This is a genomic window from Umezawaea tangerina (genome assembly GCF_003002815.1).
In the GTDB taxonomy this organism is placed as follows: Bacteria; Actinomycetota; Actinomycetes; order Mycobacteriales; family Pseudonocardiaceae; genus Umezawaea; species Umezawaea tangerina.
The window spans coordinates 38,036-51,298 of sequence record NZ_PVTF01000017.1 but is presented as its reverse complement, the minus strand read 5'-3'; the positions used below and the strand labels follow the sequence as shown (position 1 = coordinate 51,298).

11 protein-coding genes are annotated in these 13,263 nt (G+C 69.1%); 9 read left to right on the top strand and 2 right to left on the bottom strand.

The window, feature by feature from the left end; genetic code table 11:
- Positions 1–122: 122 nt before the first annotated feature.
- Positions 123–767, bottom strand: a complete 645-nt coding sequence (locus CLV43_RS40360) for a hypothetical protein (RefSeq protein WP_106195025.1) — start codon at positions 765–767, stop codon at positions 123–125.
- A gap of 449 nt (positions 768–1,216) precedes the next feature.
- Between CLV43_RS40360 and CLV43_RS40355 the strand changes: the two genes are divergently transcribed.
- The 6 genes from CLV43_RS40355 (at position 1,217) to CLV43_RS40335 (ending at position 6,431) form a co-directional block, all read left to right on the top strand.
- A complete protein-coding gene (locus CLV43_RS40355) occupies positions 1,217–1,804 on the top strand; it encodes a hypothetical protein (protein ID WP_146175105.1) in 588 nt (195 codons plus the stop codon).
- A gap of 179 nt (positions 1,805–1,983) precedes the next feature.
- A complete protein-coding gene (locus tag CLV43_RS40350) occupies positions 1,984–2,439 on the top strand; it encodes a hypothetical protein (RefSeq protein ID WP_146175104.1) in 456 nt (151 codons plus the stop codon).
- Positions 2,440–2,450: 11 nt separating this feature from the next.
- Positions 2,451–4,175, top strand: coding sequence for a hypothetical protein (locus CLV43_RS40345; RefSeq protein ID WP_146175103.1), 1,725 nt, complete (start codon positions 2,451–2,453; stop codon positions 4,173–4,175).
- Positions 4,176–4,178: 3 nt separating this feature from the next.
- Positions 4,179–4,352: a hypothetical protein gene (locus CLV43_RS48215; RefSeq protein WP_170156231.1), complete on the top strand. Its 174-nt coding sequence runs from the start codon at positions 4,179–4,181 to the stop codon at positions 4,350–4,352.
- 4 nt (positions 4,353–4,356) lie between these two features.
- Positions 4,357–4,872, top strand: a complete 516-nt coding sequence (locus tag CLV43_RS40340; RefSeq protein ID WP_106195013.1) for a hypothetical protein — start codon at positions 4,357–4,359, stop codon at positions 4,870–4,872.
- A 14-nt stretch (positions 4,873–4,886) separates the two neighbouring features.
- Positions 4,887–6,431, top strand: coding sequence for an AAA family ATPase (locus tag CLV43_RS40335; RefSeq protein ID WP_106195010.1), 1,545 nt, complete (start codon positions 4,887–4,889; stop codon positions 6,429–6,431).
- 122 nt (positions 6,432–6,553) lie between these two features.
- On the opposite strand, the gene CLV43_RS48210 is transcribed toward CLV43_RS40335, so the two are convergent.
- Positions 6,554–6,712 (bottom strand): hypothetical protein, encoded by a 159-nt coding sequence (locus CLV43_RS48210; protein WP_170156230.1) that lies wholly within the window; start codon positions 6,710–6,712, stop codon positions 6,554–6,556.
- Positions 6,713–6,888: 176 nt separating this feature from the next.
- Between CLV43_RS48210 and CLV43_RS40330 the strand changes: the two genes are divergently transcribed.
- Genes CLV43_RS40330 through CLV43_RS40320 form a run of 3 tightly spaced genes read left to right on the top strand, consistent with a single transcriptional unit; the run spans position 6,889 to position 13,119 of the window.
- Positions 6,889–7,680 carry a hypothetical protein gene (locus tag CLV43_RS40330; RefSeq protein ID WP_106195007.1) on the top strand — a complete coding sequence of 264 codons (792 nt, stop codon included), beginning with the start codon at positions 6,889–6,891 and terminating at the stop codon, positions 7,678–7,680.
- Positions 7,673–9,307 (top strand): hypothetical protein, encoded by a 1,635-nt coding sequence (locus CLV43_RS40325; RefSeq protein WP_106195004.1) that lies wholly within the window; start codon positions 7,673–7,675, stop codon positions 9,305–9,307. Before CLV43_RS40330 ends, CLV43_RS40325 begins: the two co-directional genes overlap by 8 nt.
- Positions 9,304–13,119: a CHAT domain-containing protein gene (locus CLV43_RS40320; protein WP_106195001.1), complete on the top strand. Its 3,816-nt coding sequence runs from the start codon at positions 9,304–9,306 to the stop codon at positions 13,117–13,119. The genes CLV43_RS40325 and CLV43_RS40320 overlap by 4 nt, the downstream gene beginning before the upstream one ends.
- Positions 13,120–13,263 lie beyond the last annotated feature (144 nt).

Below are 13,263 nucleotides of genomic sequence, written 5' to 3'. Positions count from 1 at the left end.
ACACCCACGCGCGCCGCTGCGGATCAAGCGTTTCCGCTGGTAGAACCAGGTCGCGCCGAACGCGCGTCAAGGTCCGGCGGTCAAGCGGGCGCGAGGCGATGTCCATCGGTTGCCCACGAGGGTCACTTCGGTCCGGCGGTTCTCACCATCACCTCGAAGACCGGTTGCACTCGGGGCCAGGTCGTGGTGGAGCCTGAAGCGTAGACGACGAAGTCGGTGCCGTTGAGCCGCCAGAAGAGACCGCGAGCGTGTCTGGTGCCGCCGTCCTTGGCGAAGAGGAACTCCCATTCGACGGCCTCCAGGCCGGCTTGGGTGGACGCGCGTTGCAGCTTCAGGCGTTGGTAGCCGTCCTTGATGCCGCTGTTGTCGGTCTCGTTCTGCGCGACGGACTCCAGCAGGGACGACGTGGTCGAGGGGCTCCCGCCGAAGCGCAGGAGGTCGCCCGGTGAGGTCGGGTCGTCGGCCTGCTGGTTGGAGGGGACGGCGCCGGGTCTGACCTGCCAGTCGCGTGGGATGCCGACGATGATGCCGCCGGGGCCTGTCACCTCGCGGTAGCCGGGCGGGATCGTCGTGGAGGGGGGCGGCGTGGTGGTCCTCGTGGTCGGAATAGCGGTGGCCGGTTGCCTGTACATCGAAGTCGAGGTGATCGGGATCGGGGCGCCGTCGACCGCGGCCGCATCGGTGGTGCGGTCGGCGCGCATCGCGATCACGACGACCACTCCCGCGACGACCAGGAACGCCGCGATGCCCGCGATGAGCATGATCACCGGGCCGTTCGTCCGGGACGGCTGGGCCGGCGGTGGTACGGGGTCGTAGGACGGTGGCGGTAGCTGTTCGAGAGCCTCCAAGCGCGGCAGAGGTGGGGGTGGTGGCGCCCCCGGAGCCCGCGGCGGCCCCCACAGCGGCGAGTCGTCCATAGGTGACGGATCCTCCTCATGCTCGCCGGAATTCGACCTGGTCGGCAACTTCCGGATTTCCCACTCACCCGACACAATCGCCGACACTCGGCCCGATGTTTCTCCCTGCGCCGCATGGTGAGGAGTCCACAGCTGTGATCACCTACTGCCCGCTTTGTGGAAAACCCTTGAGCAGCAAGGATGTCCAATGTCCTTCCTGCGGGGGATCCTCCTCTCCCAATCCCGTTGTCGATGTCCCGTCGATTCCTCCGCGGTCGAGAAAGGACGTGGTGGTACCCGGCAGGGTCACGACCGGGACGGTGATCCGGTTCGGCGTCGTCCGCCAGGTGCCGGCAGTGGGGCGGAGGACCACAGCCCTGACCGCGACCGCCGCGGTGCTCACCCTGTGCGGCCTGGTCGCAGCGCCACTGGTGGGCAATCTCGCCCTGTTACAACGGTCATTGCTGGTCACGGCGTTGTGCGTGGTGGTCCTGGTGGTGCTGGGCGTACTGCTCCGGACGACCCTCCCCACCGACGACAGACGGCTGGCGGGAGGTTCGGTGCTGTGGCCGTTGGTGCTGCCGATGCGGGCCGTTGTGCTGTCGCGAACCGCAGATCTGCGGTTCCTGTGGGTCAAGGACATCACCGGGGTCGAGCACGAGTGCGCCGTCCGGGGTAGGTGGGCACCGTCGCCACCCGCCGTGGGCGACATCGTCGACGTGTATGGGCGGCGCACCAAATCCGGCGTGATCCTGTTGCGCCACTTGGTGTCGACGACGACCGGCGACACGACGACCGGCCGACCGCCGACCTCGTGCACGGTGGCTCGGGCAACATCGATCGCGATCATCGTGGTGTGGGCCGCGGCCGCCGCGAGCACGGTTTGGTCGCTCATATTCCGCAATTAGCGGAAAATTAGCCCGGACGAGTGAATCGTAGTAACTCTATCCCTTGTCCTGCAACCAAAGTTCTTTCGACACCGATCAAGACCGGTAATGGTTCGCGAGCTCGGCACGATGACTCCCACGACGATCGCCCCGTTCCGAATCGGCCCTTAATGGACAGTACTGCTCAGGAAGCTGGTGTCGTGCCGCGGCCATTGATCAACAGGACCACGACGTCGACCGGCCTGTCCGGACCGACCACGAGGTCGACCGCCGGAGCGGGTGGGCGCATGCGCACCGCCCGCCGGTCCGACTCCTACCTGCGGGCGATCCGGGCGCTGGACGGTTCGGGGCGCATCGGGGCGGTGGAGGTCGGGAAGCTGGTCGACGACATCCGCCGCGAGTTCCACGAGAAGTACTGCGCGGTCCCGATCGGGATCGTCGGCAAGTGCCACCTCGGGCCCCCGTTCGAGGTGCACACGCTGGCGACGGACGGCGGGATCATCGAGCACTACCGCACCGGCCAGGAGTTGCCGGGCGGGCTGGAGAAGGCCAGGACGATGGCCTCCTCCGACGCGTACCTCGCCATCGAGGTCTACGCCGACCGGATGGTCTGCGTACGACCCGACGGCTCGACCGTCGCACTGGGGAGTGACTGATGGACAACGCGATGAGCGATGCCCAGGCGAGAAACCTCATCAACGCGGTGAACAACGTCAGCAACGCGCAGGTCGAGCTGAACAGGCAGCAGTTGGTGCTGCAGGGCTCCATCACGCAGGTGGCCGCGACCCAGGACCAGACCCGCAGCGAGCTGCAGGACCTGAGCGCCAGGTTCGAGGAGTACACGCGACGCGACGAGCTGCGGCACAACCTGCAGATCGCGTCCACCGGGATCATCGAGGTGCGCCAAGAGCTGACGACAAACTTCGGCCAGTTCTCCGATGTGCGCAGGCTGGCCACCGGCACCCTGCAGGCGCTCGACGTCGGCATCGTCTCCCACGGCACGATGCGCCAGCTCTCCGAGGAGCTGATGCTGCTCACGCCGAACTACTGGCTCGCGCCCGCGCTGGTGGCGATCGCGGCCTGGATCCGGGATGACGAGGCGCTGGCGGGCAAGGCGCTCGGGGAGGCGGTGCGCCGGGACAACGACAAGGCATCGCTGTTCTTCGCCCTGGTGCTGCGCAGGCATCAACGCAACGAGGCGACCGCACGGTGGCTGCGCCAGTACACGGCCAGGCAGGATCCGTCGAAGCTGTCCCGGGAGTTCACCGTCGTCCTCGACGCGGTGAGCACGGGCGCGTTCGGCCACGAGGCCAAACCCCTTGTGCTGGAGCAGATGAGCGAGTGGTACGACCGCCTCTGCTCCGACCAGGGGATCGTCGACAAGCAGGTGGGCAGGTGGGCCGAGATGCTCGACACCCTGCGGCGGCCGGTCGACCCGCGCTACACGGTGCTGCCGTCGATCAGCCCGACCTGGCCGCGGCTCAAGGAGCTGTACGAGGGCGCAACCGTGCACGGCGCGGCCGAGGCGATGTTCCGGCAGATGTTCTCCGGCCCCGTCCCGCAGAGCGACGACCTGCACAAGCGGGTCGACGACATCCTCGCCAAGCTGGTCACCAACTTCGACCTCGAGGAGGCGCCGCTGCGGCGGAAGGAGGCCACGCTCCAGGCGATCATCGACGCGGATGGGGACAAGGTCGCCGCCGCGACGGCTATGCGCGTGGCCGACCCGCTGCACGAGGCCACCGTCGACTTCCTCACGCTGATCAGCAATGCCGCGCTGCACGCGGAGAAGGCGGGAGCGTCGTTGGGCACGCGCCGATTCGCGGTGGCGCTGGCGAGGGACTGGATCGTGCAGGCCGCGGGCCGCCTCGAGGCGGGCAACCTGGCCACGGTGCCCTCCGAGGTGGAGGTCACTCTCGAGGGGTGGCGCGGCACGATCGACGGTGCCACCGGCGAACAGCACCTCGTCGCGGGCCTGGCCAGGCACATCGACCGCCAGACCGATCGGGCCGTGGCGAAGGTGAGGTTCACCGGCGGGCCGCTGGCCGCCGCGATCGGCGCCGGGTTCGCGCTGCTGTTCGCCCTGCTGTCGGCGTTCGGCGGCAGCGTCGGCTTCGCGGTCTTCATGATCCTCGTCGCCGGGGGCCTGGGCGGCTGGGCGGCCGTGCAGGCCCGTGGCCTGCCCGCCCGCCGGGCCGAGATCAGGAGACAAGGGGAGCAGCGCAAAGCCGTCGCGCTCGCCCGGCTGCGGGGCGGCATCGCCGAACTCGTCGACCTGCGCGCCGAGTGGGAACAGGAGTTGGCCGCGGCCCAGGGGTTCCGCCAGTACGTGGAAGGGCTCAACAGCACGGCGTTCGCGGCCTTGGCCCCGGACCAGAAGCGAGGAGCGTGACACATGCCAGGACCTGTGCTGGATGGTGAGAACCGGCCGCGGCACGACGCCTCGCCGGAGCGTGGGACCGCGATCGCACGGCAGGCGGCAGTCGACGGCGAGCTGGCGTTGGCGTTGCCCCAGTGGGATCTGCTGCCGCCCGCGGAGTTCCTCGACCGGCGTCACCGGCGGAGGTAACGCCGTGCTGCGCACTCCCGGGCCCTACGCGGCGTGGAAGAGCTGGCTGGAGGCCTTCGGCCGCGGGGAGGACCTGCCCTTCGACCACCTGCCGGTCATCGACGAGAAGATGGGGCCGGAGATGGCGGACCGGCTGCTGCGGCAAGTCGCCGAGGCGTTCCACCAGCGGCAGCGCCGGTGGAGCGAGGCGCTGCGGCGCGACCAGCAGCTGTTGACCATGGACCCGGCCAGGGCCGCCACGACGATCGCGGTGGTGCTGGGCAACGCCCGCACGCTGCTCGCCCCGCTGCGCGACCTCACCGAACATCCCCGGTTCCCGGCCGAGCTGAGGAAGAGCCTGGCTGAGGCCCTCGAACAGACGGTGCGTTCGGCGCAGCGGAGTCTGGAGGACTCGGCCCGGCACGCACCGATCGAACTCCAGTCAGCGATCCGGATGAACAGCCTGGTACCCGCGTTGACCCGGAAGCGCCCTCCAGCCAGGACGCCGGGTACCACGACCGGCCGACGCGTCATCCTCTGAAAGGAACAGCAGGCATGCCCAACGGGGCGGAGACCAAGGCCAGGATCGAGTCGTACCTGCTCGCCCGGATCCCGTTCGTGACCGTGCGGACCGTCGAACGCGGGCGCGTGCTGGACATCCTGGGCGAGCTCGCCCAGCGGAAGCAACTCGACATCATGGTGCACACGCTCAGCCAGGGGCTGCGCGACCTGAAGACCAAGCAGGTCGTCGCGGACGACAAGTCGCTGCTCGGCGCGCTCGACCTGGCAGGCGAATGGTTCCAGGCGAGGTCGAACCTGACCGTGGTCTTCACCGACGTGCAGCACCTGTCCGAGGACAACGACGTGTCCCGGCGCTTCGCCGACCTGGCCACGCTCGCCGAGGAGCACGGTGGCTGCATGGTGGTCATCACCTCCGACCCGGTGTGGAACTCGTTGCAGCGCATGGGGATGGCGGTCTCGCTCGACCTGCCCGACCTCGACGAGATGCGCCACGAGATCGAGGTCTTCCTCCACCCGTACTCCAGCGCGATCCGGATCGAGTGGGAGCCCGCGGACTTCGACCAGGCCGCGTCGATCCTGGCGGGTGTCACCAAGATCGAGGCGCTGAACATCCTGGCTACGTTCGTGGTGAAGAAGTCCGTCACCAAGGAGGACCTGCTGGGGTTGAGCCAGGCCAAGGACTCCATCTTCAGCGAGCTGTCCGGGATCGAGCGGGTCTCGCTGAAGGCGGGCGACCACCAGGTCGGCGGACTCTCCGGGCTGAGGCAGTGGTTGGACCGCAAACGCCCGCTGCTCACCATGGACCTGCGCGACCGCGGGATGCGGCCGCCGCGCGGCGTGCTGCTGGTCGGTGTGCCCGGCTGCGGGAAGTCGCTGTCCGCCAAGGCGATCGCGTCCGACTGGCAGCTCCCCCTCTACCGACTGGACATGGGGTCGATCCTCGGCCACTACGTCGGCCAGTCGGAGAACAGGTTCCGCGAGGCGCTGAACACCGCCGATACCGTGGCGCCCTGCGTGCTGTGGATCGACGAGATCGAGAAGGGCCTGGCGGGTTCCGGGTCCGACAGCACCGGTGTCACCACGCGGCTGGTCGGACAGTTCCTCTACTGGTTGCAGGAGTCCCGATCCAGGGTGTTCGTGGTCGCCACCGCCAACGACGTCCGCTCGCTGCCACCGGAACTGCTGCGCAGCGGCCGGTTCGACGACATGTTCTTCGTCGACCTGCCGGAGACCGAGGAACGGCGGGAGATCATCCAGATCTACCTGCGCAAGTACCTGAGGGTCCCGGTGCCCGAGGAGGTGCTGGAGAAACTCGTGCACCTCAGCGACGGCTTCTCCGGTTCGGACTTGCAGGCCGCGGTGGCCGAGATCGGCTACGAAGCCGTGCGTGTCGGTGACGCGAATGTGCCCCTCGACTACTACTTCGGCTCGTTCCACAACGTCGTCCCCCTGCTGCGATCGGCGCCGGAAAGGGTCGAGGAGGTCCGCCAGCTCCGCGACCGCGCCATCCCCGCGTCCGGCAAACCCCGCTCCACGGCGGACAGGCCCGGTGGCAATCGCCGAGTCGTGCTCGGTTGAGCAGTCGAAGGGATCCCGTGCACAGCAAGGAACCTCCGCGCCTTCGCGTGCGTCGACGCCCCGCACGCGTCCTCGGGGAGCGAGCGGTCCGGCGCCGGAGGAGGGCGCCGGACCACCTCGCGCTAGCTGTCGGGGAAGGAGTCCACCACGATCTCCACGACCTTGTGTACCAGCAGGGCCACCCGCAGCACCCAGCGCCCTGCGGCGGACCACCGGACGATGGCGGCCTTCCGCCTCCGGCGCCTCTCTTCGGGTGTCGTTCCCTCGTGTTGTCCGGACATGGGCTCCGCCTCTCGTCGGCCGACCACGCCGCGAAGCGCCCTCGGGGGCACGCCTCGTCGCGTGATCGGATCTCGCTGACATCCGTTGGCGGCGGGTCGGACGCGCGAGGTCTGTTGTTCGCGGGCAGGCGACGGCTGTCCCCATGGGGTCGAGTCGTCCGTCGGGCAGGAGACCGGTGCTGACGGCGTGGGACGGGTTCGCACGGGTCGACTACCTTCCGATCCCCGGCCGGGTGCAGGTGACGCTGTCCACCGTGGAACCGACGGTGTTCGGTCGACCGCGACGGGGGCTGGCCTGCGCATTCGCCGCCGACGACACGGGCGGCCCACCGACGTTCGTGGAGGTGGACATCGGGTTCGGGCTCACCGAGGACGAGGAGGTGCTGCTGGGCGGGCCGCTGATGGCCGTGGTGAACGGACTCGTGGGTGGCGGACCGGAGGCCCGGTGCACCCGGCTCACCCTGGACGAGGTGACGGCGCTGGCGCGGACTTGGGCGCCGTACCGCGATCGGGTGCTGGCGCGTCCCCTGGTCGAGATGAGGTCCGGTACCTGGACGAACGGGCTGTGGACGTCGCTGGCGGGCCTCGGTCTCGTCGCCGCTCTGCGGGCGCGGCCCATGGCGGTCGAGCTGTACCGCGACGAGGCGGAAGAGGTCGTCTGGCACGACGTCCTGCTGCCGGTCGACCTGGCCGCACTGGCCATGGTGGACCAGGAGGTCCGGTGGAGCGTCTACCGCGAATGGGATCCGGTGGCGGGCAGGGAGGAGACGGGGGTCGTGGTGCGGGCGACCGGGTCGCCGGGATCGGCCCCGCGACTGCTCGTCGGGTTCGACGACGGCGACGGCGACTGGGTGCCGTTGGTCCCCGAGCCGACCGAACCGCAGGTGGTGATCGCCGTGTTGCCGCTGGATCCAGGGACCGGTGAACCGGCGCTGAGGTTCCGCACCGGAGGGAGGACCGATGGCTGACCATCCGTTCGACGAAGGCCGGCTGCGCGCCGCGGCCTCGCAGGTCGCCGACGACCTGCCCCCGGACCTGGTGGACCGGCTGATCACCAAGTACGGCACCACGGCCGCGCTGGCCGAGGAGATGACCGCGCTGGGGAGGAGGGTCTGGGCTCACTTGGATCGGCGCGGCCGGACCGTGCCGCCCGACACCTATCCCCAGTTCGCCGTCGCGCTGCTGTCGGTGAGGGGGAGGCTGGCCGGTGTCCAGCAGAACCTCGCGAACGTCGCGGACGTCTACACCCGACTGCTCGCGTTCGGCGACGTCCCGGTCGGGGTCGCCATCGCCACCAGGTTGCTCAAGGACAAGGACGAGCACCTGGTAGGTCCGATGATCGTGGCCGCGAGGACGGAGAGGGAGGTCCGCGCACGTCGGCAACAGCCGCCGATGTTCATCGGAATGGTGACGGCCGCAGTGGTAGCGGTCGGAGGCCGGGACGCGGACGACCTGACGGCTGACGTCGTCGCAGTGCTCGACCGAGGCGATATCCTCGCCGCTCGACACCGGGCCGGGCTCAAGGTCGCCCCGGGGCCTGACGCCGGTTACCCGGTGCTGGGCAACGCCGACGTCGTGGGGCAGATCGCGGCCTACCGGGTGGCGATCGCGGAAATGGGCGGTGTCGCCGCGTCGGAGCAGGTCGTGGCCGCGCACGGGGCGCAGCTCGCCACGTCGTTGCGCAGGGCCATGACCACGACCCTGGGCGGCGCCGAACCCGACGTGCTGAAAGGACTGCTGGAATTCGCCCGGTTCCTCGGCGGCCCTGAAGCGGGCGAGTCGACCGAGAAGATCTTCGGCAAGCTGCATCCGGAATTCCTCTCGCCGATGGAGTTCGGCGGCAGGTACGAGGTGCCGGTGGAGCACGACAGCCCGGCCCTCACCGGGGCCGTCGGCGGCACCGCCGACGAGCTGCTCCTGCACGCCGACCACGTGGCGCGGTGGGTGCTGGTCGAACTGTTCGCCGGCACCAGGGCGCCGGAGCAGGAGGTGCTGACGGCCTGGCTCACCGGGTGCAGACCACCTGACGCGCAGGAGGGCATGGCGTTCCTGGTCGACCGGGTGCGTCGGGTCGACCGGAGGTTGCGCGGCCCGGCGGGTGAGCTGCCCGAACTGGTCGAGCGGGCCGGGACAGCCGCGGCGTTCGCCGTCGTGCGGTCGAACGTCCGCGACGCGCTGACGCTCGATCTCGACGGCGCGCTGCTCACCCGGAGCATCTTTCCTCCACTGTGGACACAACGGGACGGTGCGGTCCGGCTAGTGGCAAGCAAGCTCCGGCTGGCGATCGGTCGAGGGGTGGTCAACTCGGCCAAGGCGAGCCTCGTGGCGGCCGTCGTGGTGCGCGCACCCGCCCAGCAGGTGCGCCGTGCGGTGGACCTGGACCGCCCGGAAACCTGTTCGTGCGACGACGGTCCGCGTCCGGTCGAGGAGGTGTGCCCGCACCGGCCATGGGGAGAAGCGGGCCGGGTGGAGGACTACACGACCCTGACCAGGTTCTCCGGATTCTCGACGGAGTCCACGACGAGGATGCACGTCAAGCGGTACGACGGTCCGTGGCGGGAGTGGATGCGGGAGGTGCGGGAGGAAGCGCAGTGAGCGGAACGACCGATCACGAGTGGTCCGACGAGGAAGTCCGCGAGGTGGCGGGAGGACTGGCGCACCTGCTCATCACCGATCCGGACAACGTCGAGCCTTCCTACGCGGGAGCGATCGGGCACTTGCGGATGTTCGGCATCGACGTCGAGGACGGGGACCTGTCCTCGCAGCTGGACGACGCGGTCGCCCTGCTGCGCCACGGGACGTCCTCCGTGCCGCACGACGAGATGCTCGGCGCGTGGATGCTCAGCCTGGCGACGGCCCTCGGACTGCTCGAGGAGTGGGACGAGGCGGTCCTCTGGGGCGAACGAGCAGCGGCCTTCCCGTACACCGACGACTCGGAGGCCGGCGAGGCACTGCTCGAGTTCGCCCTCATCCTCGTCGAACGGGCCAAGGCCGTGCCCACCGCACGGGACGGACTCCCACATGCCCTTGACGGTCTGGCGGAGCGGTCGGCGCTCCCGGAGATCGCCGCCGCCATCCGCATCCGCCAAGCCCGTGTGCTGGCGTTGCGCTGGGACGCGGGTGGAGACCACGACGACTTGCGCGGCGCGCTGAACCTGCTGGTGGACAACATCCCGCTTCTCCCCCCGCACTACTCGCTGTTCACCGACGACCTCACCCTGTTCGCGGAGGTGTGCAGGCAGCGCTTCCTGCTGGACGGGACGGCACCGCTGGACGACGCCGTCAAGGCCATCGAAGCGGTCATCGCTGAGGAGGACCTGCCGGAACACCACCAGCAATTGGCCCGCCTCCTCGATCTGCTCCACCCCGACGACGAGGGGCCTGTCCGCGACCGGATCATCGACGCCCTTGTCCGCGCGGCCGAGGATGACGACCCGAACGTGTGGGAGTGGTGCGGAACCCTCCTCTACGACCGCGGCGAGGCCAACGACGACATCGACGACCTCCGCGCCGCGACCGGCTGGCTGTCCCGCTGCCTCGAACAGCAGGACCCCACCGAGGACGGGGCTTGGGTGCCCTGGACGACCATCATCCAGGCGCACGACGAACTCCATCGGCTGACCGGGGAGTCCGAGCACTCCGAGCGGGTGGTCGACTGCACGACTCGCGCACTCTCGCTCGCCCTGCCGGACAAGGATGTCGAGCACGACCTGATGCGATTCCGGCTCGCCGCGACGTTCTTCGAAGGCGATCGAACTGATCTCGCGCGGTTCGCGGTGATACATCCGGTGGCGCAGTGGCTGAGCAGCGCACAGGAAGCGGTGGACGCGGACCTGGCCACCGGTTCCATGTCGGACAGCGCCGCACGGCTCGCGATGAGCGTCGCCCAGGGCTGGGTCAGCCTGACAGTGCACACGCCACTGGAGCTGGTTGTCGAAGCCGCCGACGCCCCCTCCTTCCTCGAGGACATCGTGAGGATGCTGGGCACCGCAGCGAACCTCGAGGATCTGCCTGGGGAAATCACATTGCTGATGAACGCGTTGCTGGAGTTCTTCACCAACGTGCTCCGCGCCGTCAACGGTGACGACAACGCCACGTTCACCGCCATCAAGAGCGCCCTCGAAGAACCCGCGCTCGCCGATTTCCACTCCGGCTTCGTCGGCATGATCGGCATGGCGAGTGCTTTGACGGGAAACCGGACCCAAGGGCTCGGACCACTCGACTTGGCGATCGACATCCTTGGCGACGAGAAGAAGAAGCTGGACAAGACGCCGGAGGATCGGCTTGAGCAGGAAGCCATGCAGGCATTCTTCCGCGTATTCCGGGCGTTCAACGTCAATCCCGATCTACCAGAGTTCCTCGAGGAGGTCGACAATGCGTGGCGCCTGCTGTCGGCGTTGCCCGAGACGCCTTCGATGGCACCCATCGTCGAGATGGGCAGGGTGTTGCACCGGCTGGTCGAATCGTCCAACACCGACCTACCGGCGGAACAGGAACGGACAGGCTTCTGGCTGGAGCACCTGATGGTCCCCTTGAGACTGGGGGAACGGATAAACACGGCGGTCCGCAAGTCGGACCCCGCCGCGATCCGCGACGTCCTCGTGCAGCTGGACCGGATGCCCGCCAAGTCGCACAGCCCCGCGATGGGCGTCGACCCGGTCGAGTTCGTGCGCGTCGTCGCCCACGAGGCGCTGTCCAAGTTGGAGCCTTGGAACCGCGAAGCGCTGAATCTGGCTATCGAGGGCAACCTCGCACGCTGGGAGCGGTTCGACGCCTTCGACCCGACCTTCGGAACTTTGGCGATGCCGTTCGCACAACTGCTACGCAGGCGGGACGAGGATGGCGATCGGGCGTTCAGCAGGCGGATCGGGCGTGAGGCGCTGCGAGCCACCGCGTGGAAGGTGCTGGTGCAGTCGGGGAGCGAGCACGCGCTGGAGATGGCGCGCAACGCGACGGCGATGGTGGACGAGCTCACCGCGTGGTGCCTGCGGGACGAGGCGGTCGACGACCTCGTCGCCGTCGTGGACGCTCGCCGCGGACTGGTGCTCAAAGCCGTCAACGCCGGCCGGACCGTGGCGGATCAACTGGCCGCGATTGGGCGTCACGACCTGGCGGAGCAGTGGACAGCCGCCGACGGCCGGGACGAGGCGCTGCTCACGGACTGGCAGGAACCGGATGACGATTGGGGGATGCTGCGCCGCACCGTGTTGCGGGAACTGGCCGAACACCGCGGCGAACTGGTCGACCAGCCGTCAGTCGAGGAGATCCAGCACTCGTTGCGCGCACACGGATCGGGCTGCCTGGTGTACCTGCTGCCCACGAACGAGCACCACGACGGCATGGCGTTGCTGGTGCCGGCCCACGGCAAGGTCCGGGTGCGTCCACTGCCGGACCTGCGGGTCGACACTGCGGTCGAGAGCTACCGCGTCGCGTACGAGGCCCGCGACGAGGTGCGGGACGTCGACAGCGTGGCACGGTGGCGTGCGGAGCTCGGCAGGCTGTGCTCGTGGGCCTGGGACGTCGCAGGTGGCGAGTTGTCGCGGACAGGCGAGCAGCACGGCGGGCTCGTCTTGGTTCCGGTCGGACCGCTCGGGCTCGTGCCGTGGCACGCCGCGCGTCGGATGATCGACGGTGCGGAGAGGTACCTGGTGCAGGACGTACCCGTCTCGTACGTGCCGTCCGCGCGGCTGTTCCGCGATCTAGTGGCCCGCGACGAGGTCGACGGCGGCAGGGCCGCGCTGATCGGGAACCCCGCACGGGACCTGCCCACCGGCGCCTACGAGGCCAAGGCGATTCGGGACGCCTTCTACCCCGAGGGCTCGTTGCTCGGCGGTTTCGGTCAGCCGCCGCGGCCGTGGCGACCCGCCGAGGACGGGATGGGCACACCGGAGGAAGTCCTGGCCCTGCTGGGGGCTCCGCTGCCGGCGTTGCACCTGGCATGCCACGCGGTCGCCGACATGCGCGGCCCGTTGCGCTCGGAGGTCCGGCTCGCCGCGGGCACGCTGTCGGCACGACGACTGCTGGCCCACAACCCGACCGCGGTGCTGCCTCTGGGCCTGGTGAACCTCGCCGGGTGCACGACGAGCGTGTCCGGGACCGACTACGACGAGGCGTTGAGCCTGTCCACGACGTTCCTCGCGATCGGGGCTCGCACGGTGATCGGCTCGCTGTGGCGGGTACCCTCCGGCCGGACCACGGCACACCTGATGTTCTTGTTCTACCACTACCTCTCGACCGAACGACTGCCTCCCGCCGACGCGTTGCGCAAGGCTCAGCTGTGGATGCTCGACCCCGGCCGCACCTACCCCGCCTCCATGCCGGACTACCTCCGCGGGCTGGCCCCGTCACCGGAGTTCGACTACCCCGACATCGAGTGCTGGGCGGGGTTCACCCAACAGGGTTGCTGAAGGCAGACCAGTCCGACGCACTCTTCGACATTTCCCATGTCGCTTTTTCCAGCCGGAACGCACGACACGTTCCGCCGCAGTGGTGTCACGATTCACCCCAACGGTGTCACCTCTTCCCGAACACGCAGGTAGAAGGTTCTCTGA

What these genes read in the sequence shown, in the direction of transcription:
- CLV43_RS48215 (WP_170156231.1), top strand. Translation starts at nt 4,179, where the DNA reads ATGCCAGGACCTGTGCTGGATGGTGAGAACCGGCCGCGGCACGACGCC.
- CLV43_RS48210 (WP_170156230.1), bottom strand. Translation starts at nt 6,712, where the DNA reads ATGTCCGGACAACACGAGGGAACGACACCCGAAGAGAGGCGCCGGAGG.
- CLV43_RS40335 (WP_106195010.1), top strand. Translation starts at nt 4,887, where the DNA reads ATGCCCAACGGGGCGGAGACCAAGGCCAGGATCGAGTCGTACCTGCTC.
- CLV43_RS40325 (WP_106195004.1), top strand. Translation starts at nt 7,673, where the DNA reads ATGGCTGACCATCCGTTCGACGAAGGCCGGCTGCGCGCCGCGGCCTCG.
- CLV43_RS40345 (WP_146175103.1), top strand. Translation starts at nt 2,451, where the DNA reads ATGAGCGATGCCCAGGCGAGAAACCTCATCAACGCGGTGAACAACGTC.